This is a genomic window from Streptomyces sp. NEAU-YJ-81 (assembly GCF_017592595.1).
In the GTDB taxonomy this organism is placed as follows: Bacteria; Actinomycetota; Actinomycetes; order Streptomycetales; family Streptomycetaceae; genus Streptomyces; species Streptomyces hygroscopicus_B.
The window spans coordinates 142,241-168,899 of record NZ_JAGFNO010000004.1; the positions used below are offsets into that span (position 1 = coordinate 142,241).

Here is a 26,659-nt window from a genome sequence, read left to right on the forward strand (position 1 = left end):
CGCCTAAGGGCATGGCCGCCCCCTCGGGCAAAGGCACAGGCCGTCCGCTCCCGGTTTGTCCGGACCTCCGAGCGCCAGCCCCGAGACCTGAGCCGGTCGTCAGCCGCGTTGAGCGATCTCGGCGGCGTAGGTGTTGTCTTGGCCGCCGATGCGTTTCCAGGTATCGGCGGTGGTCTGATGGACGCCGAGCAGGCGACTGACGACCACGGCAGGCAGTTCGGAGGCCAGCTCGACCAGCGCGGTGCTACGTGCCATCCGGGGCCGGATGCCGAGAGCGTGCAGTCTGCGCATCACCTGGCTGCGGCTGAGGGGCCGGCCTGGGTATCGGCCGGGGAACAACCAGCGCTCGGCCGCGGTGGAGCCCGCCATCGCGTCGGCGTGAAGGGCGAGCAGGAGTTCGTCCAGAGGCGGAGGCATCTGGGCCGGGAAGCTGCCGAGCCGCAGCGCCACCGCATCGGCGGTGACGTGTACGTCGTCGGTAGTCAGTTCTGCGATGCGGTGGGGCTGCTGTGCGAAGAGCAGAGCGAGGAGGCCGGTGGTCTTGTCCACGATCGGAATCTCCTCGTCGTGGATGAGGCGGCTGACCAGGCTCCAGCGGGCGTCTTGGGCAATGAGTTGGCCGGTGAAAGCGGGGGTGCCGAGGGGCACGGCCAGCTGCCGGGTGTGGCCCTTACGGCTGGTCCAGACGAGGAAGCCCTGCACGCGCGGGCCGCGGGCGGGGTTCTCGTCCAGCCAGGCGTCGATGAGGTCCTGGGAGCATGCGCTGAGCGGGATGTTCTGGCTGCTGAGCCAGTTGAGCAGTTGGATCACCTGCGTGACGTAGGCGCGGGCACCGTGGACCTGCCCGTGGGTCAAGCGGCGGCGGCGCGAGACGGTACGCAGTCGGCGCAGCAGGTGCCAGGTGGCGTACGCGTGCAGCACCTTGCGGCTCTCCGGCACATCTACCTGTGCGATCTTGCCCGGCAGCCAGCGCTCGAAGGTGGAGAGCCGCTCGTCGCGTGGCGGCAGGGCTCCGCCGACGACGAGGTGCATCCGGAGGTTCTCGACGACCTTGGTCGGGCGGAGCTGGTCCAGCGTGTCGTGGGTGACAGGTCCCTGTCCGGCGGCAAGAGCGTGCAGGACGGTCACGCGGCCCGGTCGGCGGGTGAGCCAGGCCAGCAGGCTGACGGGCTGCTGCTGCAACAAGGCGCGGAACACGGGCTCAAGGTCGGGACGCATGCGGCCGTCGACGCTGAGCATCTCGTGGAGTCGGTGGCGCACTGCGCATCCGGGGCACAGACCGCGGTGGTGGAGCCGGGTAGTCGTACCGCATTCGCGGCAGGGCTGGCGGTTGGCCGGGTGCTTGTTCCAGCAGGTCCCGCAGAGGCCGTCGCCGTCCGGTGTACGGGCATGGATCCGCATGACTCGTCCGCACACGGCGCACGGCTGAGGCGTGGCACCGCACCCGGTGCACCTCGGGTCTCCATCCGCGGTCCGGTAGCTGACGATGTGTTCACGCTGGCAGACGACACACACCTCGCGCTTGCGTCGCTTCCTCTTGCACGACTCACACAAGGGCGCGTCGGTGGCGGCGTGAAGGCAGGGGCGCTCCTCGCCGCAGTCGGAGCAGACGGTAGTCGGAAGCTGGTGGCAGCGTTCGCACAGCAGCTGGTCGCCATCCCGGGCCTGGATGTACCGACACTCCCCGCACCTCGAACACACCTGGTGGGTGACGGGGTTGTGGTAGCGGCAGGAGTCGCACAGGGGGCGGCCGTCGTGCGTGCCACCCATCGCCGGACGTGTCCGTCCGCAGCGGTGGCATGGCTCCGCGCCCAAGGCCCTGCGGCAGTCGTAGCAGCAGCGGATCCCGTCACGGACGTTGGAGAGGGGGACGCTTCGGCCACATTGCGGGCACGGCGGGATCACCAGGTTCTCGGCGCCGCGCTGTCGGAGGGCTTCGATCAGGGCCAGGGTCTTCGCGGGGCCGTGCGCACCTTGGCCGGTCAACAGGTCGGGAATGTCCTCCAGGGCCCACAGACGTTGCCGCTGTCTGGCACTTACCGGTTCGACGCTGCGGACGGCATCGGTGATGGCCTTGTCGGACATGGCAGGGCACACCTGCTGGATCAGTCGGCACATCAACTCCACCGGATCGGCGCCGCCGTCAGGTGGGTGGAACCGGCATCGCGGGCGACCCTGGCGGTCGCGAGTTCGTACTTCGGGCCGGCCGCAGATGGCGCACGGGTTGGCATAGCGCCATCGGCGGTCGGCGCATCGCCCGCAGATCCGAGCGTCGCTGTCCGGAGCCTTGCCCTTCAGACGCCGGGGCTGGCCGCACATTCCGCACAGTGGTGGCTGGACATGCTGGGCACCGCGCTCACGCAGGGCATGTACACCGTTCCACAACCGAAGATGACTCCGGCCGACCATCCGTCAGCCAGGCGGGGTCCTGCTGGAGCAACAGGGCGAGCTGCCTTCGCTGCGGGCTGTAGCGGAACGTGTCGGTGACCACCTTCTCGACCAGGCCCTGATCAAGATCTGGCTCGATGGCACAGACCGCTTCCGCGATCACGGACTCCGGCTCGACCGCGTGCCGTGGGAGAGACTCGTCCACGGACTACTCCTCCGTGGGAACGATGCGAGCACGCGTGGGCCGGAAGTCACCAAGCCCTGCTGCTGGCCCCGCTGGTGCGCTGTCCGCCCTGCCGGCGGTCGCCGTCTTCCTGCCGGAGGCCCGGGCCGCCACCGGCTCGATGAGGTCTTCCATCGAGCAACCGAGGATGTCGAGCAGAGCCATCAGCATCCGCAACCGGGCGGCCCGCGTCCGCAGCGATCTCACCGAGCTGACCGAGCGCCACGCCACCGACGCTGCCCAGCGGGAAGCGGAAGAACGGGTCGCCAAGGCCAAGGGCGAACTGGAATCTGCACAGGCCCAGCTGCGCGAGGTGAAGGCCGGTGGCCACGCGGCCACACCCCTGTCTCCCACCCCGGCCCAGGCGTCGGTCCCCACCGGCAGGCGCAGCAAGGAGGAGCCGGCCGCGATCCGGATGTGGGCGCGGGCCAACGGCCACCAGGTCGCCGACCGGGGCACCCCGGCCAAGGCCGTCCTGGATGCCTACGACGCCGCCCGCTCCGCCGCCAACCTGGCCGAAGCGAGCTGATAGACACCACACACCTCGCCGTCGACGGCTACCTCGACACCGTCCCCACACCGGGCGACAGCTCGGGCACCGCCCCGTTCCAGCTAACCGTCTCCCCCACCGACAATGCCGCGGACGACGTCGTCTGGGCCTGCGCCACCAGTGACCCCCGCATCGCGCAGGCGTTGCTCACCGAGTCCAGCCCGGCGACCTGCTGCGCGTCACGGGATTCCTCACCCAGCCCGACGACGTCGCCGCACCCGTCCATCTCAGCGTCGATGCCCTGGAGGTCCTGGCCGCCGCGCCGATGGGAGTCCTGCACGGCATGGTCCTCGACCGGTACGGCTCGGCTCCTACCGGTGCGTGTTCGACGCTGACACCGCGACCGTGCCCGTCTTCACGGAGCACGGTGCCCGGGTCGGCGAGGCGCAGAACCCGGATGCCATCGGCGACCTCATCGACGCCTACGAAAACGGCAGCGCCCACTGACGCTCGCTACGCCGCAAGCACAGCGCTCCCAGAGTCAGGACCCCGTCGGGCATGGACGTGCGCACCAACCAGTTCCTGCCGGTCACCGAGACCGCGTGCCAGTGGCACCCGCACATTCCGAGCGCCGGGCCCGCCTCTCAGGCGGGCCCGGCGCAAGAAGCGGAGCCTCGCGCCCCAAAGTCTGGATGCATGGGCCAAGGCAGGCAAAATGACCTGTGGCAGGGCCCTCGGACCGAAGGCCCTGCCGCATGCGGATCGACCAGATCGGTGGGGCTATGCCCACTTGTGCTGGCTCGTGGCTTCTACCAACTGGAGCCGCAGTCCCGCATCTGAGACGATCCCTTGTAGAGGCAGACCATCACTGAGCGTTTTCCAACCTCAGGTTGACGCGTGGTGAAGGACGAGGACGGCCTTCACATGTCGGTGATCCGGACAGGTGTCGAGGTCCGCGTCCGCGAGACCGACCTGACCGATCCGACCTGCGGACTGCGCGCCGGACTGGTCGACGTCGCTCTGACCCGTGGGCCGTTCGACGAGACAGGTCCGACAGTGCACGAGCTGCGCGTCGACCCAGTCGGCGCGGTGCTGCGCGCCGATGATCCACTGGCCCGCCGCGACCGCCTGAAGGTGGCCGACCTGGCAGACAGGGGCTGGTTCCAGTTCCCGGACGGCACGGTCCGGTCGTTCGCTCAGATCGCCACAGTCGCTTACCGGGCTGAGCGTTCCGCGGCCGACGGAGGCATGGCGTGTCCGCGTGCGTACCGTGAGTGGGGGCGACAGCGCTCGGCGGGTACATCAACACCGACTCGTCGTCCTGCACCGTAAGCCAAACATCCCGGGCCTAGGCGGGCGCTCTAAAAGGACGAGTCAGGCGCCCAGGCAGGGTCGTCCCAGGGGGCTGGGGGCCTGGAGGTACGCAATTGCCTCCATAGCGGCACGGCGCTCGTTCCCGGTGGGGGCATCGAGACCTGGGGGGCGGGCTGGCCGTTGGTGATGATGTTCTGCTCGAATCCGGCCGGGGTGAGCATGTTGTAGACACGGCCGACTTCGGATTCGACGCGGAAGCCGTGGCGGACCTTGGGCGGCAGGTAGATGTAGCTGCCGGGTCCGGCCGGGATCTCCTCGTCTCCGACGGTGAACACGAAATCACCTTCGAGGATGAAGAACGCCTCTTCCTCCTTGTCGTGGACGTGCGGTGGGGCGACGAGTCCTTGCGGACACAGTTCCTCGAACGTGCAGGACCGGCCGTCGGTCTGGCTGCCGTCGGCGAGCACTCTCCAGTACGTGCCGACGTTCCAGTAGGCCGGGGACTGGTCCGGCGCCCAGACATAGGGGCGGGCGGTGCCGGCGCTGTGGGGGAAGCTGGTCATGACGGTCCCCTTGGTCTTTAGTGCATGGGGGAATGGATGACGGAGTCGACGGTGATGGTCAGCAGGAGCCGGGTCTGGCCCGGGCCGCCGTACGAGGCGTAGGGGTGGCCTGTGTACTTCTGGGCGAGGTGTTCGATGCTCTCGGTGGCGCCGTCGGTCGTGGCGCTGGTGACGCGTCCCCGTACGGAGAAGTAGCGGGAGGTGTCATCCGGGTCGGCGATGCTGACGGCCACACGGGGGTCGCGTTGAACGTTTTTGGTTTTGCGGTAGCCCTCGACGGTGTTGATGAGGATGTGTTCACCATCGGTGTCGACCCAGGTCTGGGTGAGCTGAGGCGAGCCGTCCGGCATGGTGGTGGCGATGAAGCAGGGGCTGGGCCGGTTCAGCAGTTTGAGGAGTTCGCCGGGCAGGGGTGTCATGAGGTATCGCCCTTCCTGGGGGGAAGCTGTCGGTGGGAGGTGCCGATGCCGGCGGTGCGCTCAGCGCAAGGAACGGAAGGTGGTCCGGACTTCGTCAACGAAGAGTGCCGGTTGTTCCAGGGCCGCGAAGTGCCCGCCCACCTCAAGCTCGTTGAAGTGGACGACGTTGCTGTAGCGGCGTTCCACCCAGCGCTGGGACTTCCGGACGTGCTCCTGCGGGAACATGCTGAATCCGGTAGGCAGTGTGATCGGTGCGGCGGCGTTCGGCGCGGAGGGCTGTGCCGACCGTGCCATTTCCCAGTAGGTCCGCGCAGAGGACGTCCCGGTGTTGGGAAGCCAATAGAGCATGATGTCGTCGAGCAGCTCGTCCAGGGTGAAAGATGCTTCCGCGTCCCCCGGCGTGCCGCAGGTGTCCTGGAACATCGCGTAGATCCAGGCAGCCAGGCCGATGGGGGACTCCGCGAGGGAGTAGCCAATGGTCTGAGGGCGGGTTGCCTGCTCCTTGGCGTAGCCCGAGAGGTTCTCCCAGAAGTAGGCGGCGCTGTCGAGCATTGCCTGCTCATGCTCGGTGGCGTCCCGGATCTCGTCGGGCGTTGGCGGGAACATGGCGAAGTTGAGGTGCAGCCCGACGCATCCGTCGGGGGCCTTGCGGCCGATCTCGTCGGTGACCGCGCATCCGAGGTCGCCGCCCTGGGCGCCCCATCGCCGGTAGCCGAGCCGGTCCATCAGCGTGATCCAGGCATCGGCGACCCGGGGGAATCCCCAGCCGGGTTCCGTAGGCCGGTCGGAGAACCCGAATCCCGGCAGCGACGGCACCACGAGATGGAAGGCGTCCCGCGGGTCACCGCCGTGGGCCGCGGGATCGGTCAGTGGGCCGATGACCTTGTGGAAATCGAGGACGGAGCTGGGCCATCCGTGGGTCATGACCAGCGGGAGGGCGTCCGGCTCAGGCGAGCGCACATGGAGGAAGTGAATGCCCAGACCATCGATGATGGTGCGTGACTGGCCGAAGCAGTTGAGGGTCTTCTCGCACCGCCGCCAGTCGTAGGTGTTGAGCCAGTAGTCGTGCAGCGCGCGGAGCTTCGCCAGCTGGGGTCCCTGGCTGGTGTCCAGAACGGTCTCTGGATCGGGCCACCGGGTGCGGGAGAGCCGCTCACGCAGGTCGGTCAGCTGTTCCTCCGGCACGGACAGGGTGAAGGGTTCGATGAGTTCGGACATGGGGCGTGCTCCTTACCGGGCGATACCGCGCCGACTGCGACGCGGGTGGATTCAAGGGGGGCGGAATCCGGTGATTCAGAGGGGGTCGGGCTGACGGGTCCGTTCATCGGTGACAATCTCGGGCACCGCGTCCAGGACCTCCTGGAGCCAGGCGATCTCGGCGCGCAGCCTGTGCGCACTGTGACTGACCGCCAGTGCCTCGCTCACCGTCAGGTAGCCGCCGTCGATGGCGTTGGCGTTCAGCGCCTCGGTGTCCGAGAGTATGGAGGCGAGTTCATCCAGCCGGGATGCGATCACTGTGTGGAGCTCGTCCAGCTTCTCCGGGTCCAGGCGGGTGAGGGCCAGGTCGAACGGGTCCGGCTTCATCCAGATGTGGCGCAGACTCTCGGACTGGAGTTCCTTGAGACGCAGCCGCCCTTCGCCGGTGATGCCGTACACCTGACGCTCGGGCAGATTGCCCTCCTTCTCGGTCCTGACCTCTTCGAGCAAGCCCTCAGCCAGCAGGCGCTTGATCGCCTGGTACAGGCTGCCCACGGACACGTCCGTCCACAGGTGCAGATGTTCCCGCTCGGCCTGGAGGCGCACCTTGTGCCCGTGCATATCGCCGTTCCTCGCGAACGTGTCGAGGATGAACAACCTGATCGATGACATACGACTACTCTTGCATGAGTACTTGTTCATAGGCAACCGGCCGATGTGCTGAACCTCGGCTCCGGGAGCGACCGCGTCGAGGTCACGAACGGGATTCATCGCCGAGCTCACCGCCGTGACTGAACAGTGAGCGATTTCCAGCATCCCGGTGCTGACCACAAGTTGGACCCCCCTGCGCAACGACAAAACTCCTGGTAGACGGGTTCTCGACCAAGATCACCCGTGCCTGCCAGGAGCTTCGCATGCTTGTCTACTCATCCTCGATCGATCTGTCCAGCCGAACCCTGCGGTTCCTTACCGGTCAACTGGCCGCGCGGCGGGCGAAGATCGGTACACGGTGGCGACGTCTGGCCGTCGGCCGCCAGGCTCTGCTCGCCCTCGCGCACCTGCGGTGCGGTGACACCTACGCCCAGCTCGCTGCCGGATTCGACATCGGGATCGCCACGGTCTACCGCTATATACGCGAAGCTGTCGAGGCCCTGGCCGCCCTCGCGCCTTCACTCGCCGAGGCGATGCGGACGATCCGCGAGAAGGCGTTCGTGATCCTGGACGGCACTCTGCTGCCGATCGACCGGATCGCTGCGGACTCCCCGTACTACTCCGGGAAACACAAGCGCCACGGCATGAACATCCAGGTCCTCGCCGATCCGTTCGGACGCCTGCTCTGGGCCTCGCCCGCCCTGCCCGGATCGGCCCACGACCTCACTGCTGCCCGACACCACGGAATCATCGACGCGCTCACCGAGGCGGGCCTGAAGTGCTGGGCGGACAAGGCGTATCAAGGCGCCGGCGGGCCTGTTCGAGTCCCGTTCCGCGGTCGCCGTCTGAAGGGGTGGAAGCGCCGCCACAACACCAGTCACGCCAAGATCCGATGCGTCGGCGAACGAGCTATGGCCACGCTCAAGGACTGGCGTCTTCTGCGGAAGCTCCGCTGCAGCACCAACCGGATCACCGACATGGTGAAGGCCGCCCTCGTCCTTCACCACGCGTCAACGTGAGGTTGGAAAACGCTCACTGTCGGATGTTTGGCGTTGTACACGGAAGCGGTGGTCAGTGTGGTGCTCTTTCCCTCTCCTCCCACGCTTCCGAGCTTGAAGTATTCTCGCTCGCCCGTGGCGCAGTCGGTGTAGGCGAGCCAAGCGATGGCTCCGCTGCCGTCAGCATCCTCGTCCCAGAGTTTTCCACTGGTGACCCAGAGTCTGGAGCACTTGGAGAAGTCATCGGAACTCGTGTTGAGAGTCCCTTGCCCCCATGCTCCGTAGTACCAGCCACTATCCGTCGAATTCAGGGCGAAAGCGCGGGAGTAAGCCTGCGCCGCCGTGGCTGTGATGAACAGTGTGGCGACAACGACCCCGACCGTTGCGACCACCTGGGCAATTCGTTTCATCGTTGTCCCCCTCAGGTCCTGCAGTCGATCCACTTGCCGCCGCCCGTCGAGGATTTGCACAGCATGAACCGAGGGAGCTTGGCGTTGTAGACAGGGCTGGCGCTGAGCCCGACCGTGCCGCCGTAGTGGGCCTCACCGATCACCTTGTGCTTGAGCTTGCCGGTGGCGCAGTCGGTGTACATGAGGTACCCGACGACCCCGTACCCGTCGTCTGCATCGTTGTCATGCAGTGTTGAGGAATACGTGCTGTTCACCTTCGCATAGGAGCAGCCCGTGTTGGAGGCCGAGCCGTGCGAGATGTAGCCCTCCATTCGCCCCCAGCCAGCATTGATCTCGTTGTTCCACGTACCGGCACTCGCTGAAGACGTCTGCATTATCAGTGCCGTTACGGCAACAGCACACGGCAGGAGCGTTCTCTTCAGCCAGACTGACCGTGCCATTCGTGACACCCCCTTGTTTCCTGTCGACGGCATCTTGAGAAAGAAGCCGCGCTGCGGAGTTAGCGGACCTGAGCCTGCTGGCATGCGCTGAACATCACAATGAGGAACCGTTGTCCCGGACATGTTCCGAGGTGTCTGGGCTGGTCACAGCGTTATCCGAGGGCCTGTCCCGGACAGCGGCAGTTCCGCTAGTGTCCTGCGCGTGTTCGACGCTGACACCGCGACCGTGCCCGTCTTCACCGAGCACGGTCTGTCTGGGTCGGCGAGGTGCAGAACCCGGATGCCATCGGCGATCTGATCGACGCGTACGAAAACGGCAGTCCCACTTACGGCCGCCACGCCGCAGCACAGCTCCCCCAGAGCAAAACGCGCGCGTCGTCATGGACGTGCGCACTGACCAGTCCCTGCTGGTAACCGAGCACCGGCACACCCCGAGCGCCGTGCCCGCCTCATACGCGGGCACGGCGCTCCGCCGTCACATCACCCGCAGACAAAGGAGCCTCGATGGCCCGCATCACCGTCACCGTCGAACCACGCCGCCCCAACAACAGCCCCTGCGAGCAGGCGGTGAAGCCGTCCGGGAAACACCGCGACCCGGCGTCCGGCTGCCCGAGCCGGACCGCATTTGCCGTCGTATGCAGCGAGCACCTGCGCGTCCTCGCCGAACCTGTGGGTTTGGGCGGCACGGATGCGGTTTAGCGGGAGGGGGTCGGCCGGATCGGCATGGGTTTGGGGGCCGGGCGGGTGCGCGTCAGCCGACCGGGTCGGTCGGCTCCGGTGACGGGTCGGGCGAGGGCGGGGGGATCGCGGGCGGCTGCGGCGTTGGGGCCGGGATGACTTGCTGCTGAACCGCCGGTGCCGTGACCGCTGGCGGCTGGACTGCAGACAGCGGAAGCGCTGGCGCCGGGATCGTCGGCGCCTGCTGCTCGGCCAGGACCAGGGCGCTGGATGGGACGGCGACGCGCAGTTCATGCAGGCCCAGGAGGGCGGTGTGCAGATGCTCGGCGCCCTCATAGGCGTCGTAGGCCAGGATGAGACGGGCGCGCGTCTCGAGATTCTGCCACGCGTAGCGTCTGCGGAGGTTCGTCATGTGGCGGGCGTCCGCCCGCAGGAAGGTCGACCCGGCCGAGAACCCGGCGGCCAGGAGGGCCAGGATGGCCGCAGGTACCCGCGCCCCGGCCGAGGCCAGACCCGCCGCGCCCGAGATGCCAGCGAGGACCGCCGCAGGAAAACCCAGGCTGAGATAGGTCGCATGCCACAGCTTGGCGCGGCGCTGCGCCCGCCGCGCACCGATCTGGGCCTCGGTAATGAGCTTCTCGACTTCGGCACGCAGCGCGAGCAGCCGTGGGTCGTCGGCGGCACCCTGCGCGGCTCCGGCGGAGGATCTGTCGGGCACGAATCCCCCCTACTGGCAAGGGAGTTGTGGGTCTCAAACCGGAGTTTAGGGGCTGCGCCCGGATTGGCGACAGGGAGCGCGCTCGCGCCACCCGTACGGGATCAGCCGCTACCGAAGGTCTTGTGGCGTCCCAGAGAGAAGTGCGGGCGGGGCCGTCCGCTGCTGCACTCGTTCAGAACCCGGCCTACGTGATCTATGCCAGGCGCGAGCACGACCAGCCGCTCGCCGAGACAGTGCCCGACGTCATGAAGGGCCGGCCCGGGAAGTGCCCTGGGAAGGACCCAGCGGTCGGCCGCCGCCGGCGGGCAGTCCTCTCGGCGTTAAGGACGCGGGGGCCGGAACCGCCCAGCTCTGCCGTGCTCCAACTATCACGCCGTGATAATGAGCCCTTCTTGGCCAGCGCTGCACTCTGCCTTACAGCACCCGCATCCGTCCGAGCCATGGCAGAGTCATGCGCATGCTGACCTTAACGTCAGGGGCGCGCAGACACTTCGTTGCGACCGCCCTCTTCCTGGGTGCTGCTGTGTCTCTGACCGCCTGCGGTGAGCAGCACGGCACGGACGTGGCCGTCGGCTCCTCGACCACATCCCCGAGTTCCAGTCCCAGTTCCCCCGGCGCTTCTCCTTACGTGGAGCCCGGGATCGTCGACGGTGCCCCGCACCACGGCGACAACAATGCCTACCGTCGCTCCGGTGAGATGTCCCCCGCCAGCGCCAAGGACGCGCAGAAGGAAGCTGACCGCATCGAGCCCGTGCTCAAGCGGCTATGGGAGCAGAAGAAGTGGGATCCCAAGAGCGTGCGCGCGGCGCTACTTGAACTGGGTTACGAAGAGGAGCGGACTGGGCCGAAGGGAGAGCGTCTCGGCGGGACGCTCACCGTACGGGAGATGTATCCGCGCTACGAGGTCGACCACAACGTCACGCCCGAAGGAGCCCTGGTCGGCCTTCGCGTCCACGACGACGCCTGCGTCACGGCGTTCGTGCAGAAGACCAACTACGAGGTCAAGACCAACGGGCCATTCGTGGAGACCGGCTGTTTCGAGCCGCCCTACGGCCACTGAGAGACGGTGCGGGGTACGTTCGGTGAGGCTCTCCTGGACGGGCTCCAGTTGTCTGCAGGAAAGTGTTCGACCTCTCGGTGTCGATTATCACGGCGTAATAATCGACGGCGCGGATGTTTTGGGGCAGGCGGCCAGCCCGCCGACGCCGACCCCCTCCTCCTGGTCCTCATCCATCCCGACCCCGAAGCCGCCCTCACCAGCATCCTGCTCTGCGCCAGGAGCCGGATCCTCGGCTCCTGTTAGAAGGGACGAGCGTACGGGTGGTCTTTCACCCGGTCGTAGATCCTGCGCAGCCACGGTTCCCGGACAGCGGGGATCCGTGCCAGCGTGTGGAGGAACACGCCCCAGTCGGGCCGAAGCGGCTCCCACGGATACCGCGGCAGCGGATCGTCGCGTTGAACACCGTCGGGCAGTCCACCTGTCACGGGGAGCAGGAGCGGTTCGCCAGGAGAGGCCAGTTGTTTCCATGCATCAGCGGGCATGGGCACGGTCTTGGCGGTAGTGGAAGCGAGCCACCTCTCCCCCGTCTGCGGGTGCTGCGGCACGAGCAAGATGCGGCCCGTGAATTCCCGGGTCGGAACGCCAGGCCCCGCCAGCGTCACGGTCTTCGCCGGCGTCCCAGCGGGGAGCAGCGCATCGAGTGCGTGACCGAACGTATCCGTGATCGGGCCGTTGGGAAGAGCCACGGGTGTGCCTTCCGAGGCTGCCAGCAGGTGTGCTAGTCCGGCCCCCACGGCCGCGGCCCATCGCGGGCTCCAGCTGCCATCTGGGGCGACCGGCGGTACAGACTGCCATTTCTGCCATTCCCAACCGGTGGTCCGGCCGGTGGGCTGGTTGTCTGGCAGGGCGCGTACGGCGTTCGGGGCGAACCACACCGCCTGCCACAGCGAACAGTCGTCTATACGGGTGGCCACTGGCTGACCGCACTGCGCGCAGGCGAGGTTCGGGCCGTCGCGGCCGTCCAGCCCGCAGCAACAGCCGCCGCATCGATCGGGGATCAGGATGGTGCCGCGCGCATCACCTGGTGCAATGACGATCGCTCCCGGGGGGCCGAAGGAGAGCGCGCGCTCTGGCGCGAACACGCCGCGAGCTGCTGCTTCGTCCGCGCCGATCTCACTCCACGAGAGCCACGGCGGCCCGGAGGGCTCCAAGTCCACGGCATACGTCCCCGGCTCCATGAGGACGGGTAGCAGTCCGTTGCCCCACTTCTGATGGACATGGACAGGCAGCGCGACCTGCGCGAGCTGGCTACTGAGGACAGCGTCGCATCCCGCACACCCGAATACCGTCATCCACCCTCCCCGCCTCTGACATGCGGATTATCTCGGCCGCACGTTAGACGGCCAACGGCTTTATCTATCGCCACACGGCGCCGACGGGCAGTTGCGCGGGCACACCGGAGCCGTCCTGGCCACCGATGCGCCGCGCATCCCCTACCCTGCCCATCCCCGCCGACGTGCAGCTCGGCTGCCGTCTGCTACGCCCGCAGCCAGGCCGCCGACCTGACCACCGCCGCCCAGCATCAGGACCGGTTCGACGCGTAGGTACTCGACACGCTGCGCGGCGTCGACCTCGACTCCCCCGTCCCGGCCACTGCCTGACGGACCTCTGTGCCGCGCCGACCCTGGTCTGCGTGCGCCACCGGCCGGGGCCGGGGCGGCGCCGCGACCCCTCTCACACCAGGCAAGGAAGGAGATGGGCCGTCATGCCGCACTGCGAGTTCTACGAGGTAGACGTCCCGATACGGGACACCGCCAACCCGGCCTTGCGAGGTGCCCGCCTTCACCGACGAGGCGGACTCCCTCACCGCGGCCCTGCGGCGCGCACATCCGGACCTTTGCCCACGAGGCCTACGAACTGCCTCCGCAGTTCGACCCGGCTACCGAGGCCAAGCGGATCTGGCGTTGCTCTACGACCACTACCGTCTATGGGCGGTCGGTCGACGAGCGACTCGAGTCCGGCGGTGGCAGGGAGCTGCTCGACCTGTGGCTGATGCGGACAGGACTCTGGCTTCACGAGTAAGCCGCGGCGACACGGGTCGGCCACGGCGCTCTCACTGGCCGGACCCGGACTTACGTCAAGCGACTCCGGGGGCCGGGTTGCCCTGGTGGGTGAAGGCGGCCCAGTGGTGGATCCGGTCCAGGTCCGGGCCGGTCGCCTCGTAGAGCAGCTCACCGCGGAGGGTGGGCGGCGGGGTACGGTCGGGGTCCAGCATCCACAGCTGGGTGGCGCGCAGGGCGTCGGGCGGCGCCAGGCCCTCGGCGGTCAGGAAGTGGTGGAAGACGGCCATCATCACGGCCGTCTGGCTGTCGCGCACCGCCCAGCGGGAGCCGACCGCGTCGGCCGCGCCGCGGGCCACCAGAGCGGTGGCAAGGGTGAGCGACTCGTCGTGGTCCCGGGTGCTCAGGTCCGTCTCGCAGGCGCTGAGCACGATCAGTGGCCCGGCCGTGTCCGGCGGCCGGTCGGCGGCGCCGTCCAGGAGGCGGGCCACGGTCAGCAGGCCGGCGTTGGGTTCGGCGTCCGGCCCGGCGGCCAGCCGCAGCGCGGACCGGGTGGGGTGCGGACCGGCCACAGCGTGGCAGGAGATGTGCAGAACGGATGCCGGGATGTTGCCGCCTGGCAGAACGGCGAGCAGGTCATCGGGGGTGCCGGGGGCGTCCTCGGGCTCGTCGGAGGCGAGGAACGCGCCGTAGCGCAGGGCGTCGGGGTAGCAGGCGGTGCGCAGGGCGTCGGTCTCGGCCTCGGCCCACAGCAGGGTGAGGTCCGGGTCGGCGACCAGAACCTGACGCCCGGTGGCAGGCAGCCGCCGACGCCCCGCGGCCCGCAGGAACTGGGCCCCGGAGGGGGCGTAACTGAAGACCGCGTCCTGACAGGCAAACCGATGACCGGGCTCCCCGGCCGCCCGCGGCCGCCGAGCCGCATGCCACACCACGGCCCCGAGCGGCCCACACGGGACGAGCACGATCCGCGGCGGCCGGAGGGCCGGGCCGGGGGCGTTGCTGCCGGACGGGCTCGCGTCCCCCTCGGACAGGCCGGGTGCGTCCCCGCCGAGCGGGCCCAGGGTGTCCCCGCCGGACGGACCCAGGGTGTCCCCGCCGGACGGACCCAGAGCGTCCGCACCGGACCGACCCGAGGCATTCCCACCGGACAGGCGCAGAGCGTCCCCGCCCGACAAACCCAAGGCATCCAGCAGCGGCCCGATGGCCGCTTCCCATGCCCAGTCGCACAGGTCGGCCAGTGCCGTCTGCCAGTGGCGCTCGGTCTGCAGGCTGGGGTATCGGGCAGGGTCGACGGCTGCGCCGGATCGGTCGGCGGCGGCTTTCAGGTAGCGGTCCAGTGGGGCACTGCCGGTGCCCAACAGCTGTGGCAGCGGCAGAACGTGGGGCTGGGCGGAGTCAGACCGGACGATCAGCGCGAAACCTGGGGCGGGGTAGCGGAGGCCCTGCCCGGGCACGAGGTAGACCAGCGCATCAGTCCGCGTCGCGGCCAGGCCGGCCGCGAGCTCGGCCACCTCCGGCACGCCGAGCACCGCCTCCACGCCCGCGCTGTCGCCCTGGGCACCCAGCGCGTTGAGCGCCATCCGGCGCAGCGCCCCCGTCATCCGGGGACCGGCGGCCTCCGGCGATGCCGTGGCGGCGGTCTGGGCGCGCCACCGCCGGGCCAGTTCGAGGTGGCCGTCGGCCGCCAGGAGGTCGGGGATGCCGCGGGAGGCGGCCGCTGCCCGCAACACCATGGCACGGCCGAGTTCCAATGCCCGCACCGCCTCGTCCGGGCGGGCGGACAGCCAGATGGCTCCGAACGCCAGCCGTCGGCTCAGCACCGCCCCGTCGCGGGCCACCGCGAGGCCATGTTCGGCACCGAGTTGAAGCAGGACGTCGGCGGCCAGTTCCGTCAGCGCTTGGTGGGTGATGTCGAGCGTGGCCCGCAGGTCCGCGGCGCGGTGCGGACCGTCGCGCCGACTGCGCCAGAGGTGGGCCTCGGACAGCTTCTCCAGGGTGTCGCCCCGGTGGACCGAGGCGTGTCCCCCGGAGATCAGACGGCGTACCGGGGTCAGCTCGGCGATGGCCCGGTCCAGCAGGGCCGGTTCCCCGAACCGCTGGAAACCCATCAACAGCAGCAGACCGAGCCGCCCCCGCGCCAGATACTCCTGATCGTGGTTGACGCGGGGTTCCTCCAGGGTGCGGCGCAGCTCCGCGTCAGCGTCGGCGAGCGCCCGGTCGAGTGCAGCCCGGCCCTCGATGGGTGAGCCCTTATGGATCGTGAACAGCGTCGGCTCCAGCGACCTCTCGCCCGCCCGCTCCGCCTCGCCGAGGTAGTGGGCGGCGAGGCGCTCTCCGGCCGGGTCCGGCCAGTGCCGGACGCGGATCCGGTAAGCCTCGGCAAGGGTGCTCGCCAGCTTGCCGCGCTCCGCGCTGTCCGGCGGCAGGGCCTCGTACCGGCCGGTCAGCTCCTCGATCAGCTCCGGTAGCCCGGTCGGATCGCCGTTGGTGCGCATCCGGCCGAGTTCGAGACCGGCCCAGGACAGCGTGAGGCCGACCGCGGAGTCCGACGCATCCGACGCGTTCGACCCCTCCGACGCATCCGGCGCGGAGCCGTCCCGCACCGCGGCGGCCCGCAGCTCCCTGGCGATCGCCAAAGCGGCCTCGGCGTCCTGGTGGTTGCCGTCGGCGGCGGACTGGGCCAGGACCTCGGACAGAGTGGCGCGGGCGGTAGTGGCCAGCGGGTGGTCCTCGGGAGCCGACCCGATCGAGTCCCGCAGCAGCGCGGCGGCCCGTTCCAGATGCCCCGGGTCGCCGCTGCGGTAGGCCAGCAGCCGGTCGAGGTTGGCGGCCATCGTCCGTTCGCGGAGCCCCAGTTCAGCGGAGAAGTCCCGGGTCCAGTCGTCGAGATGTGGGACCAGGCCCGGGTCCAGGTCGAGGGCGACGGGCCACTGGGCGCGGTCGGCGCACTCCGGCTCCAGCGCGGCCGGATCCAGCTCGTCGAAGTCCACGCTGCCCGGCGCCAGCAAATCCGTCACCAGCAGCAGATACGCGTGGAGCTTGGCGACGTGGGCCCGCTCCAGGGTGTTCGGCGGCAGCTCGGACAGGGCCTGCTGGGCCAGTTCGCCGGCCCGGCGAACGCCCCGGGCGCGGGCGGCAGGTGTGCCCGCGCCCGGTCCGACCGCGCGGGCGAGGGCGCCCAGCAGCCGGATACCGACCGGATCCAGCTGCATTTCGGTCAGCCCGACCCCGATGTCCTGTTCCGGTTGGGAGCCGTACAGCTCCGCGAACAGCCACACCAGCAGGCGGGTGAACCGCGCAGTGCTGAGGGAGGAGGCCAGGGACACCAGACCATGGACGGCGTCGGCGACCGGATCGGCGGGCGGTCGCGCCAGCGAGCGGTCGATCCGCCGCCGCACCGCCGCAGTGGTCTCGTGGAAGTCCGGGTTCATCGGGGCCCGCGCGAGTCGCTCGACGATCTCTCGGGCCTCTGTCAGATCCGCCCGTGGCGGCTCGGGTGCCACGGCAACGGCCCCGCCCAGCAGCAGGCCGACCAGCACCGTCCGGGACTCCACCGCCGGCAGGTGGTCGACCGGCAGGGCGCGATCGGCCCAGCGCAGGTGGCGCAGCGCCGTCTCCCGTTCCCCGGGGTCCGCGTCGCCGTCGTGGGTGCAGCGCAGCCCGATCAGGGCTCCCAGTTGGGGCACGACGAACGTCCGGGCCGGGTGGTCCGCCGGTAGCAGCCCCTCGATGTCGGTCAGCCGGTCCATCACCCGGCGCAGCGCGGCGGACCGCAACAGGCCGTCGATGTCGTCGCCGTTCAGCAGCTCCCGGGCCTCCCGGACAGCGGCGACGGCCCGCTCCATGAGCGCGTCCGGCGCGCCGTCACCGGTCGAGTGCCCTCCCCCGTCGGTCATCGCGTCCCCCTTCCCCCGCACGCGGCTGATGCCCCGTTTGTTCCTACCCCACTTTCCATCGGGGGACTGGCCTGGGAAGTGCTCTAGGAAGCATCCAGCGGTCGGCCGCCGCCGTGGTGCGCCGCGTCGCTGGCGTCCAGCTACGTGGTGCAGCTCGGCGACGTCGTCCAGGCCGTGCCCGAGGACGAGGTCCGGATGATCCTGCGGGCGCTGGAGGAAGCCGCACTCGGCGACGCCCGCTGACGGCGACACCGAACGCCGATGCGCCCCGGACTTTTGTATGGTGCCCATCGGCGAGTTGCGATCCACCGACGCCCGGCTACTCGAAACAGCTTTCGGCCACACACGAAGCGGCCCCCGCCACCCGGACCCGGGCGGCGGGGGCCGCTGTCTGCGTTCTACAGAGAATCACTCAGCAACAGCTTGCCCAGCCTGCGCAGGTTCTCCTCCGACATCCGTTCACTCGCGATGCGAGCCACAGCCTCCGGATCACCCCACGGCATTGCCTCCGTGGTGACGGGCTCGAGATGCGGTGGCTCCTCCTTCTGCGTCTCTGCACCGCTCGGCTCCCCCTGGTTCTGGTTTACCGCGGTAAACCGAGGATCCGCAGAGGCTCCCGGCTGTATCTGATCCCGCTGAGCTTCAGCCTCCGGCTTTGTCTGCTGCTCCGTGAGCTCCTTCTTCGGGGGCGGAGCCTTCTGGGTGGGGAGAGGCGTGGGCGCAGATCTTTTCCTCGGGTTCGCTGTTGCGGTGATGCCCGAGCACGGCGAGGACATCGACCTGGACGATCTGGACGCCGATCTGGTGGACGCCTATGAGGAGAGGCTGACGGACCACTACGGCCCGAGCAGCGGATCGGCTTCGGCGGCGATGTGCCAGGTCGTGCGGCTGCTGAGGCAGGTCAACCAGGCCCATCCAGGGCGCTTCGATCTGGACCTGCGCTCGCGGATCGCCTACACGATGAGTGAGAGGCGGGCTACCGGGAAGCCACTGGACGCCTACCCCGTGCCGGTCTTCGAGGCGTTCGAGGCCGCTGCACGCGCGGAGGTCGGCAGGATCCGCGATCGCATCCTGGCCGGAGAGCGCCTGGCCGCCGCAGGTAGGAATCCAAAGATCCACGGCTGGGGGCGGCTTGAGAACATCCTGTGGTTCATCAACGAGCACGGCCCCCTGACCGCTGAATATCGGGGCATCCGGGGTGTCGCCGCGAACGGGTACATCCGCGGCGTCAACAGCCACCTCTACTTGTCGAGGCGGGACTTGCTGTCCTTCCATGTGCTGCTGGCCTGCCAGACGGGGATGGAACCCGAGGCGATCAAGGATCTTAGGTGGGCTGCCTGACCAACGCCGCTCGCGGCTTCGTGAGTGTCCAGTACTACAAGCGACGCGCGGGTGGTGATCCGCACAAGAGCATGCGCATCCGCGACGGCGGCAACCTGCGCTCTCCCGGCGGGGTCCTGCGGCTGGCGATGCGGTTGACCAAGCGCGCACGGGAGCTGGGCGGATACGACGACCTGTGGGTGAGCCTCGCCGACGCGACGGGTGCCTTGGGCCCGGCGTCCGGGGCACGGGTGCTGCTGAGTACTTGGAATCGGGGTCTCTTCCTGGCCGAGCACGGCTTCGATGCCATGCAGGACAGGGGTGGGAAGCCGGTCAACCTGGATTTGCGGCGCCTGCGCAAGTCCTTCAAGTCGAAGCGGTACTTGCAGGCCGGGGGTGTGCTGCCGGATTTTGCCACCGGCCATACCCGCGAGGTCGCAGGGCGTCACTACGCCGACATCGGCGCTCACGAGGAGATCCATGACCAGGCGGTCGAGGCCGGGCTGAGCGAGGCCCTCGCCGTCCACCTTCCGCCACCGGTGGTACTGGACGAAGAGGGCGGGCGCCTGGACGACGGCAGCCAGGAAGTGCCCCCAGAGGCAGTTCGCCATGCCCTGTCCGGGGCCACCGACGTGTGGTTGTCGTCCTGCCGGAACTTCTTCGACCCGCCTTACTCCTTCAAGAAGGGGGCCGCGTGTCCGGTTCCGCCCTGGGTCTGCCTGGAGTGCCCGAACGCGGTCTTTACGACGCGTCACCTGCCCGCCGTGCTCTCTGTCCTCGGGACCATCGAGGCTCAGCGCGAGGAGTTCTCCACGGCCGAGTGGACGGCCCGTTTCGCGGTCGCGCACGAGCGGATCGTCAAAGGTGTCCTGGCCCGCTTCAGCGCGCTTCAGATCGCCACTGCCCAGGCCATTGCGGAGGCCGATGGTCCCCGTCTGGCGCTGCCCGCCTCATTTCTGGAGACGCTGCGATGACTCTCCCACTGTCCAAGGCGGCGCCAGCCCCCGCACCGGATGACTACGTCCTGCCCAATCGGCTGACCAGGGATCACGCCTCTCGGGGCCCGCGCTTCGGCGACGACGTGTGGGATCTGGGTGACTTCTTTCCCCGGACCGAGGCGTCTGGCCGCATCGATTTCCTCCGGTTCGAAGCCGGGCTCCATCGGCAGACCGCGAAGGAGTTCCTCTACTCGCGGCTGCGACGCCGCACCGGACGCACCCACCACCCGATGAAGCCCACTTCGGCCCCGACGCAGTGCACTCGGCTCGTCAGCCTCTTCCAGGACCTGCGTGCGGTCGGCGTCCGGCGTCTGCAGGACGTCGAGGCCGGTCATCTGGAGACGCTGGTCACTCGCTGGAAAGCGCAGGGGCCGCATGCGGTCGTCAGCAAGGTCAACCTGCTCAAGCACCTCTCCGGCCACGGACCCTTCCTGACGGGCGACCGGCTGGCCATCGTTCCTTGGCCGCATCGCAGTGCCAAGCAGGTGGCCAAGCTGAAGACGCAACGGGAGAACAGCACTTCGCGCATCCCCGAGGAGATCATGCGACCGCTGTTGTCTGCCGCCCTGTTCTACGTCCAAGTCGCCAGCCGGGACCTCCTGGCTGCACAAGCACTACTGGAGCGTCTACAGGAGAAGCAGTCCAAAAGCGACATCGTCCCCGGCCAGACGCGTGAACGACTGGACGCCTTCATCGCCGAGCGCCGTGCGCTGGGTCGTGGCATGCCGACCCTGCCGATTGAATATCGAGGCGCTTGTTCCGCGAATGTCGTCGACGGGGTGGTGCAGGCCCCCAACCTGAATATGACCGCAATGCTGATCCGGGCTCACCGCGTACGGCACCTGCGACGGGAGATCGAGGCCGCCGGCAGGGAGCTCGGCTGGGAGGAGGGCGGCCTTGCCGTCCCGATGTCGAAATGGCCCGACAACGGCCTGCCATGGCGCTCCGAACTGTCCGCCGCATCCCTGGCCAGCGAGGTGGTCTCAGGACAGCCTGCTGGATCGTGATCGCCTACCTGTCCGGAATGAGGGACATGGAGGTGCGGGAGCTCGGCCGCGAGTGCGCCTTCACCGAGCCTGGGGCCGACGGCCGCACCCGCTACAAGATCAAGGGCCGGGTATTCAAAGGCCGCAAGCTCACGGGCGACGAAGCCGAGTGGGTGGTCCTGGACGTCGTGCACCAGGCGGTCGAGGTCCTCAAGCAGATCAACGACGATCCAACCCACCTCTGCGGAACCTGGATCGGAGAGAAGGCGGGCTACGGCCTGTTCAGCGACGTGACGCTGCGTCTGAAGAACTTCCAGCAGCACCTCAATGACCTCTTCAGCATCCAGGGCGAGCCCTACATTCCGTTGCCCATCGTCGACGAGTACGCCGATGACGAGGCGGCTGACGATCCCGAGCTTGGCCAGGAGGCCGCAGACGAGACCGGGGACGACGCGGGCACGGGGCCGGTTCAGCCCTGGTGGTTCGACACCCGGCAGTTCCGGCGCACGTTGGCCTGGCATATCGCACACCAGCCGTTCGGCGTCGTCGCCGGCACGAGGCAGTACAAGCACAACGCCTTCGCGATCTTCGAAGGTTATGCGGGCACCTCTGCCTCGGGCTTCGCCGACGAGGTCGCGTCGGAGAAGGCGGTCGCGCTGCTGGACTACGTCGAGGACCTCTATCACGACCACAACGAGGGTGGCCGGTCCGCCGGTGGGGCTGCTGGCCGCGTGGCAGCGGACTTCGACCGGATCAGGGCCGAGCTGGGTGACCTGCCCGGCACGGTCGCCAGCCCCGAACGGCTGAGAGCCGCGCTTCGGCACCTCACTCGCACCCTGCATCCAGGCATCCTCAACGACTGCTTCCACCACGCCGGGACCGCCGTCTGCGGCAAGCGCGCCAAGCCCCTCGGCCGGCCGCTTCCTATGCTCAGCGTGTGCTTGGCCTGCCCGAATGCGCGCCACTCGTCCATTCATCTGCCCAGGATGGCCCGGGCCCGTGATCTCGCCGCCGAGGAGTTCGCCCGCACCGACGACGTTCCCACGTTCCAGCGGATCGCCATCGAGGAACACCTGTCGACGCTCACCCAGCTGATCGCCGAGCTCCGTGACGAGGAAGGAGTGTCCGCATGACCACCATCAGCATCACCCAGAGCGTCTTCGCCCGTCTGGTCCGTGAGCACGAGAGGCTGACCGACATCGACCGGCAGATCATGCGGGCCTTCGAACGACTCATGGACGGCCGCCCGGCGATCACCGACGGCTCCGTGACTGCTGTGAACATCGCCGCCGAGGGCGGGGTGTCACGAGCTTCCTACTACCGCTCGCCGGTCGCCGCCGCGATCAAGGAGATCCTCTCTGCCCCCGAGGTCAAGCGTCCCGAGGTCGACGAGCTCAAGGCCGAGGTCGCCCGACTGCGCAAGCAGGAACGCGCGCTCCGCCGGGAGCACGCCGCCGAGGTCAGGGAGTTGAAGGACACCGCGGCGACCTACGCCAACCAGATCCAGATCCTGGCCTTGCGCAATGCAGAACTGGAAAGGGATGCCGGAAAGCTCAGGTCACAGCTCTCCGATGCCGGCGACGGAGTAGTCCGCGCACTGCGCCCGACCTGACAACCCCGCCCCGCCCCGGACCACCCTCCGGGCCGGGGCGTCCTCCTGTAGTCAGAACCCATCTCCAAACCGGTGAGAGGCCTGACCGAGATACGGGTCAAAGGGGCAACGGGATGGATAGCTGCCGTGGCGACGAGGTTTGTGACGGTTCTTGTGAGCCCTCGCCGTATTTCAGGGGGGTGTCCGCGCTGCTCTGCCAGCGGCAGAACAGCGGCCGGACCGGGCTCGACGATCACTACAGTCCAGTCTCATGAAGACGATTACGACGCGTACGGTCGAGTACCCGGCCGACGGTCTGACGATGATCGGGCACCTCGCGCTCCCGGCCGGTGTCGACCGCCGGCCCGCAGTGCTGCTCGGACCAGAGGGCACGGGGCTCAGCGACGTCGAGCGCCGCCGGGCCGATGCTCTCGCCGAACTGGGATACATAGCGCTGGCCTTCGACCTTCACGGCGGGCGCTATTTGAGCGACCCCGAGGAGATGCTGGCCCGTTGCATGCCACTGCTCGCTGATCCCGACCGGATGCGGAGCATCGGCCATGCAGCGCTCGACGTGTTGCGCACCGAACCGCGGACCGACCCCGACCGGATCGCCGCCGTCGGCTACGGCACCGGGGGCGCTGTCGGGCTGGAACTCGGGCGCGACGGCGTCAACCTGCGCGCGATCGGCACAGTCAACGCACTGACCACGGGCCGACTGGGCGAGGCGGCGCGTATTCGCTGCCCGGTGTGGGCCGGGGTCGGGTCGGAAGACCCGATCATGCCGCCCGCGCAACGGAACGCGTTCACCGCTGAGATGCAGGCCGCGGGCGTCGACTGGCGCCTCGCGGTCTACGGCGGCGCCTTGCACGCCTTCCACCATCCGCCGGTCGACCACCCCACGGTCCCCGGCGTCGGCTACCACCCGCAGCACGCACAGCGAGCCTGGCGCGACGTCGTCGACCTGCTCGCCGAGTGCCTGCCCGTGCCGGAGGAGCTGGGGGCATGACCCAGGCGAACATGCTGGCCCCAGGCTTGGATGGCGTCATGCACTGACCCGGCCGAGCGCGAGGCGGTCCTGAACGACGCGATGGACGGCATCGTCGCGTCCATCGCGATGCCGCTCCCGTCGGACCTGTGACGCCTCAAGCAGCGTGGACGGGTTCGGCAGATCGGGGCAGGGATGCGTTGGGCTGGACGGCTGGCCGGGTGAGTCTGCGGGTCATGAGCGTGATCGAGGCAAGGGTGAGCATCGCCTCGGAGTGCTCAGGCCGGGTCTCGTAGTCGCGCACGTTTCGACGCGCATGCGATAACCAGGCCAGTGACCTCTCCACCACCCAACGCCTCGGCAGGATCACGAAGCCCTTGGCGCCCTTGGGCCTGCTCACGGTCTTGATCGTGAGGTGGAGGAAGGACTCGGCCCAGGCCACGAGGGTGCCCGCGTAGGCCAAGTCGGCCCAGACGATGGTGATTTCGGGATGCATCAGCCGGAGCCGGAGGAGGGCTTCACGGGCGGCGACGCTGTCGTGTGGCTTCGTTCGTTTGTTGCGGCAGCAGTTGCCGACGAGTTTGAGCAGCACTTAGTGATCTTCGACGCGCTTGTTGTTCAGCAGTTTTGACGGCAGCTGAGGCTGCGTGAGTCGCGGCCCGTCCTGTAGTCCGGCTCTGATGGTCACTAGGTTCGGACCATGACGATCACGTATGAGTGGCGAGGCGACGTCGACAACTCAGCTCTTAACGAGTTGCATGCCGAAGTGGCTCAGCGCTGTCGTTCGAACGGAGTGGGATCCGCACTGATCAGGGCAGCTGCTGAGGGGTGCCGTGCGGCAGGGTGTGAGTGGCTGCATGTCGACTTCGAAGAGCACTTGCGGACGTTCTACTTCGATGCCTGCGGCTTCAGAGAGACGCCGGCGGGACTGATCGCGTTGTGATCCTTGGTCTCCCGGCCCCTGGTCAGGTACTCAGAGGCCGGGAGGAAGATCTTCAGCTGGCGACGACGTGTTCCTCGGCACGGGCTCTGGTGCTGGCCAGCCGGTAGGAGTCGGTGTCGGTCTCGATGATCGCGCCGTTGAAGGTCAGGCGGTCGACGATGGCCGCGCAGAGCCGCGGGTCGGTGAACGTCTTGATCCAGCCATCTGGGGCTGGCACTTGTTCCCTCACAAGAGTTGCCGCTGCCACCTGGCCGTATCCCGTTCCTGAGGTCTTCGTTGGTTCTCGCGGTGGCAGCCTGGTTTTCGAGGTGCTGCCTTGACCGTTCAGGTGCGAGGAAGGTGTGCCAGTGGCCGAGCCGAGACTCCAGGTCATCGCGGGCGGGGCCGTGCCGCAAGAGCCTCTGGCGACGGACCCGTGGCAGTTCCAAGCCGCTTGTGTCGACGCGTTCGTCGCCTCGTGGCGAGCCCGCGGGTTCAGCCCCGTGACCATCGACAACGACATCGGCCTGCTGGAACGGACGCTGGCCGCCCTGGGCCGACCCGCGTGGGAGGTGACCCCCGAGGACATCGACCGTGTGGTCGGTGACCTCGCGGTCAAGGGCCGCAAGACCTCGACCCGGCGCGAGTATGTCCAGATCTTCAAGGGGTTCCACCGATTCCTGCAGGCCCGCAGGGCCGCCGAGATCGAGGCCGCGTTTGGCGTGAGGCTGGTCTGTCCGGTCGATGAGTTCAACGCCTCCCGGCATGTCGGCGACGACTCCCCGGCCCTGATGCCGCCGCCGACACCGGAACGGGTGGTGGAGTTCTTCGACTTCATAAAGCAGCGGATCGCGACGGCGAGGAAGTACGGACCCGCCGCAAGGGACTATGCGATGTTCCGGACGCTGTATCACGCCGGGCTCCGCTCGGAGGAGGCATCGCTGCTGGAGAAGCAGGACGTGCACTTTTCGCGGGGTCCGTTCGGCAAGCTCCACGTCCGCTTCGGCAAAGGGGCTCACACTTCCGGGCCGCGGCCACGCTGGGTGCCCATGCTCGACGGCCTGGACCTGGTGCTGCGGTGGTTCCTGGACGACGTGCGGTCCAAGTTCCCTGATTCTTCAGTGCTGTTCGCGGACGAGTCCGGCGGCAGCCTGCATCGCGGGACGATCCGCAACCGGCTGCGCTATCTCATGGAGCTCGAAGGGCGCCCGCAGTCCGAGCGGTTCAGCCCGCATGCCCTGCGGAGGGCCTGCGCGACCCACAACTACGAACGCGGCGTCGACCTGGTGGCGATCCAGCAGATGCTCGGGCACTGGACGGTCAGCTCAACGATGCGTTATGTCCCGCCCTCCGCGACGTTCATCGAGGACGCCTATCAGCGGGCCGTCGCCGGCACCCTCGCCGAGCTGACCGGGAAGGACACCCCGGCATGAAGATCCGATGGCGGCTGCGGATGACCGCCGCCCAGCGCGAGGTGTGGACCGGCACCGAGCTGCGACGGCTACTGGCTGAGAAGGCCGGCCTGGAACTGTCGTCCGCCTCGGTGTCTGCGCTGTTCACCAAGGAACCATCGCAGGTAAAGATGACCACACTGGCCGCGTTGTGCACCGCGCTGGAGTGCACCCCGAACGACCTGATCGAGGTCGACACCACCCCGGTCGAGCGGCCCGTCGCGCCGCCCCGGCGGGTGGCCGATCCGCCCAAGGCCGCCTCCGCCCGGGGCCGGTCGATGCCGCCCCTGTGACCAGCGGACAGCGGCATGGGTAAGAAGCAACGCGACTGCGTCACCTGCGGTGCCCCGGTCGGCTATCTCGACCGCCAGCACTGCTGCCGGTGCTGGCGCCGCCTGCAGGAACAGGCCGCGCAGGCGACATGTCCGTCCTGCGGGCGGGACCGCGTACTCCAGCCGGACACCGGCCGGTGCATCAACTGCTCGCGCGTATGTGAGCAGTGCGGCCATCCGGTCCGCGCCGCCTCGAACCGTCTCTGCCGGGCCTGCCGCCGCAGAGCCGACCGCCTCGCCCAACAGCAGCCGTGCTCGCGCTGCGGCAGGCCCGGCTATCTGCGGGAAGACACCGGATGGTGCGGTCACTGCTCGCGCCCCCGGCAGGGCAAGCAGCCGCCGCGGACCTGCCGCGAGTGCGGCCAGGTCCGCAAACATGCCGGGCTGGGGCTGTGTTCGCCCTGCTGGCAAGGGCATCCCGGGCGCCCCTTCATCCGCGGTGAACATCTCCATGATCGGCTCGCCCGGGTCATCGGCGCCTTCGCGGTGCGTATAGCGCCCGGTGCCGCGACCATCCGCCGGGTGCTGGAGCGGGTCTGCCCAGGTGGGCTGGCCGACTTGGCCGGTGGCGATCCGGCCGGGGCCACCACACTCGCGGTGGACGGCAAGAGTGCCCGCGGCTCCCG

At 68.7% G+C, this 26,659-nt stretch carries 26 protein-coding genes and 3 pseudogenes; 15 read left to right on the forward strand and 14 right to left on the reverse strand.

The features are described from left to right. Positions 1-99: 99 nt before the first annotated feature. Entirely contained in the window at positions 100-1,260 is a 1,161-nt protein-coding gene (locus J5X86_RS11805) for a hypothetical protein (protein WP_208516694.1), read from the reverse strand. Between the two features lie 1,096 nt (positions 1,261-2,356). After that, positions 2,357-2,593 (reverse strand): hypothetical protein, encoded by a 237-nt coding sequence (locus tag J5X86_RS11810; RefSeq protein ID WP_208516695.1) that lies wholly within the window; start codon positions 2,591-2,593, stop codon positions 2,357-2,359. A 166-nt stretch (positions 2,594-2,759) separates the two neighbouring features. Between J5X86_RS11810 and J5X86_RS11820 the strand changes: the two genes are divergently transcribed. Beyond that, positions 2,760-3,140 carry a histone-like nucleoid-structuring protein Lsr2 gene (locus J5X86_RS11820; protein ID WP_243980138.1) on the forward strand — a complete coding sequence of 127 codons (381 nt, stop codon included), beginning with the start codon at positions 2,760-2,762 and terminating at the stop codon, positions 3,138-3,140. Positions 3,141-3,168: 28 nt separating this feature from the next. On the opposite strand, the gene J5X86_RS11825 is transcribed toward J5X86_RS11820, so the two are convergent. Next, positions 3,169-3,441, reverse strand: coding sequence for a hypothetical protein (locus J5X86_RS11825; RefSeq protein WP_208516697.1), 273 nt, complete (start codon positions 3,439-3,441; stop codon positions 3,169-3,171). A gap of 41 nt (positions 3,442-3,482) precedes the next feature. Here J5X86_RS11825 and J5X86_RS51950 point away from each other — a divergent pair, with 41 nt between their 5' ends. Together J5X86_RS51950 and J5X86_RS52830 are read left to right on the forward strand one after the other, a co-directional pair. Further along, a complete protein-coding gene (locus J5X86_RS51950; RefSeq protein ID WP_279595190.1) occupies positions 3,483-3,608 on the forward strand; it encodes a hypothetical protein in 126 nt (41 codons plus the stop codon). A gap of 438 nt (positions 3,609-4,046) precedes the next feature. Further along, positions 4,047-4,433: pseudogene (locus J5X86_RS52830) on the forward strand (LysR substrate-binding domain-containing protein); the annotation flags it as partial. Between the two features lie 29 nt (positions 4,434-4,462). On the opposite strand, the gene J5X86_RS11835 reads toward J5X86_RS52830, so the two are convergent. The 4 genes from J5X86_RS11835 to J5X86_RS11850 all read right to left on the reverse strand — a co-directional run bounded on the left by J5X86_RS11835 (position 4,463) and on the right by J5X86_RS11850 (position 7,266). Beyond that, positions 4,463-4,978, reverse strand: a complete 516-nt coding sequence (locus J5X86_RS11835; RefSeq protein WP_208516698.1) for a cupin domain-containing protein — start codon at positions 4,976-4,978, stop codon at positions 4,463-4,465. Positions 4,979-4,995: 17 nt separating this feature from the next. Further along, on the reverse strand, positions 4,996-5,397 hold the full coding sequence (locus J5X86_RS11840; RefSeq protein ID WP_208516699.1) for a PPOX class F420-dependent oxidoreductase: 402 nt from the start codon (positions 5,395-5,397) through the stop codon (positions 4,996-4,998). 60 nt (positions 5,398-5,457) lie between these two features. Then, complete coding sequence (locus J5X86_RS11845) at positions 5,458-6,615, reverse strand: epoxide hydrolase family protein (RefSeq protein ID WP_208516700.1); 1,158 nt, start codon at positions 6,613-6,615, stop codon at positions 5,458-5,460. 75 nt (positions 6,616-6,690) lie between these two features. Beyond that, complete coding sequence (locus J5X86_RS11850; protein WP_208516701.1) at positions 6,691-7,266, reverse strand: PadR family transcriptional regulator; 576 nt, start codon at positions 7,264-7,266, stop codon at positions 6,691-6,693. A gap of 242 nt (positions 7,267-7,508) precedes the next feature. Between J5X86_RS11850 and J5X86_RS11855 the strand changes: the two genes are divergently transcribed. Then, positions 7,509-8,264: a transposase family protein gene (locus tag J5X86_RS11855; protein WP_208516702.1), complete on the forward strand. Its 756-nt coding sequence runs from the start codon at positions 7,509-7,511 to the stop codon at positions 8,262-8,264. Here J5X86_RS11855 and J5X86_RS11860 read toward each other — a convergent pair. Both J5X86_RS11860 and J5X86_RS11865 read right to left on the reverse strand, forming a co-directional pair. Further along, entirely contained in the window at positions 8,246-8,653 is a 408-nt protein-coding gene (locus tag J5X86_RS11860) for a hypothetical protein (protein ID WP_208516703.1), read from the reverse strand. The genes J5X86_RS11855 and J5X86_RS11860 overlap by 19 nt on opposite strands. A gap of 11 nt (positions 8,654-8,664) precedes the next feature. Then, the gene (locus J5X86_RS11865; RefSeq protein WP_208516704.1) at positions 8,665-8,964 is read right to left on the reverse strand and encodes a hypothetical protein; all 300 of its coding nucleotides are present in this window, start codon (positions 8,962-8,964) and stop codon (positions 8,665-8,667) included. Positions 8,965-9,597: 633 nt separating this feature from the next. Here J5X86_RS11865 and J5X86_RS11870 point away from each other — a divergent pair. Then, entirely contained in the window at positions 9,598-9,792 is a 195-nt protein-coding gene (locus J5X86_RS11870; protein ID WP_208516705.1) for a hypothetical protein, read from the forward strand. Between the two features lie 52 nt (positions 9,793-9,844). On the opposite strand, the gene J5X86_RS11875 is transcribed toward J5X86_RS11870, so the two are convergent. After that, entirely contained in the window at positions 9,845-10,489 is a 645-nt protein-coding gene (locus tag J5X86_RS11875) for a hypothetical protein (RefSeq protein WP_208516706.1), read from the reverse strand. Between the two features lie 523 nt (positions 10,490-11,012). Here J5X86_RS11875 and J5X86_RS11880 point away from each other — a divergent pair. Beyond that, positions 11,013-11,549 carry a hypothetical protein gene (locus J5X86_RS11880; protein WP_308124516.1) on the forward strand — a complete coding sequence of 179 codons (537 nt, stop codon included), beginning with the start codon at positions 11,013-11,015 and terminating at the stop codon, positions 11,547-11,549. 239 nt (positions 11,550-11,788) lie between these two features. Here J5X86_RS11880 and J5X86_RS11885 read toward each other — a convergent pair whose 3' ends face one another. Further along, positions 11,789-12,841: a hypothetical protein gene (locus J5X86_RS11885; RefSeq protein ID WP_208516708.1), complete on the reverse strand. Its 1,053-nt coding sequence runs from the start codon at positions 12,839-12,841 to the stop codon at positions 11,789-11,791. 785 nt (positions 12,842-13,626) lie between these two features. Next, positions 13,627-17,445, reverse strand: coding sequence for a CHAT domain-containing protein (locus J5X86_RS11890; RefSeq protein ID WP_208516709.1), 3,819 nt, complete (start codon positions 17,443-17,445; stop codon positions 13,627-13,629). Positions 17,446-18,159: 714 nt separating this feature from the next. On the opposite strand from J5X86_RS11890, the gene J5X86_RS11895 reads away from it, so the two are divergent. From J5X86_RS11895 to J5X86_RS11920, 6 genes are all read left to right on the forward strand, one after another. After that, a complete protein-coding gene (locus J5X86_RS11895) occupies positions 18,160-18,786 on the forward strand; it encodes a hypothetical protein (RefSeq protein ID WP_208516710.1) in 627 nt (208 codons plus the stop codon). Beyond that, positions 18,774-19,739 (forward strand): hypothetical protein, encoded by a 966-nt coding sequence (locus tag J5X86_RS11900; RefSeq protein ID WP_208516711.1) that lies wholly within the window; start codon positions 18,774-18,776, stop codon positions 19,737-19,739. The genes J5X86_RS11895 and J5X86_RS11900 overlap by 13 nt, the downstream gene beginning before the upstream one ends. Continuing rightward, positions 19,736-20,770 carry a hypothetical protein gene (locus J5X86_RS11905; RefSeq protein ID WP_208516712.1) on the forward strand — a complete coding sequence of 345 codons (1,035 nt, stop codon included), beginning with the start codon at positions 19,736-19,738 and terminating at the stop codon, positions 20,768-20,770. Before J5X86_RS11900 ends, J5X86_RS11905 begins: the two co-directional genes overlap by 4 nt. 26 nt (positions 20,771-20,796) lie before the next feature. Continuing rightward, positions 20,797-21,882 carry a hypothetical protein gene (locus J5X86_RS11910; protein WP_208516713.1) on the forward strand — a complete coding sequence of 362 codons (1,086 nt, stop codon included), beginning with the start codon at positions 20,797-20,799 and terminating at the stop codon, positions 21,880-21,882. Continuing rightward, positions 21,879-22,361 (forward strand): hypothetical protein, encoded by a 483-nt coding sequence (locus tag J5X86_RS11915; protein WP_208516714.1) that lies wholly within the window; start codon positions 21,879-21,881, stop codon positions 22,359-22,361. Before J5X86_RS11910 ends, J5X86_RS11915 begins: the two co-directional genes overlap by 4 nt. A gap of 250 nt (positions 22,362-22,611) precedes the next feature. After that, positions 22,612-23,349: a dienelactone hydrolase family protein gene (locus J5X86_RS11920; protein ID WP_208516715.1), complete on the forward strand. Its 738-nt coding sequence runs from the start codon at positions 22,612-22,614 to the stop codon at positions 23,347-23,349. Positions 23,350-23,485: 136 nt separating this feature from the next. Here J5X86_RS11920 and J5X86_RS11925 read toward each other — a convergent pair. Further along, a pseudogene (locus J5X86_RS11925) lies at positions 23,486-23,869 on the reverse strand (transposase); the annotation flags it as partial. A gap of 159 nt (positions 23,870-24,028) precedes the next feature. Between J5X86_RS11925 and J5X86_RS11930 the strand changes: the two are divergent. Then, entirely contained in the window at positions 24,029-24,271 is a 243-nt protein-coding gene (locus J5X86_RS11930; RefSeq protein WP_208516717.1) for a GNAT family N-acetyltransferase, read from the forward strand. A gap of 52 nt (positions 24,272-24,323) precedes the next feature. On the opposite strand, the pseudogene J5X86_RS11935 reads toward J5X86_RS11930, so the two are convergent. After that, positions 24,324-24,473, reverse strand: a pseudogene (locus J5X86_RS11935) (ATP-binding protein); the annotation flags it as partial. Positions 24,474-24,618: 145 nt separating this feature from the next. Between J5X86_RS11935 and J5X86_RS11940 the strand changes: the two are divergent. Both J5X86_RS11940 and J5X86_RS11945 read left to right on the forward strand, forming a co-directional pair. Continuing rightward, positions 24,619-25,683, forward strand: a complete 1,065-nt coding sequence (locus tag J5X86_RS11940; protein WP_208516718.1) for a site-specific integrase — start codon at positions 24,619-24,621, stop codon at positions 25,681-25,683. Next, positions 25,680-25,994: a helix-turn-helix transcriptional regulator gene (locus J5X86_RS11945; protein ID WP_208516719.1), complete on the forward strand. Its 315-nt coding sequence runs from the start codon at positions 25,680-25,682 to the stop codon at positions 25,992-25,994. Before J5X86_RS11940 ends, J5X86_RS11945 begins: the two co-directional genes overlap by 4 nt. The last annotated feature ends 665 nt before the right edge of the window (positions 25,995-26,659 follow it).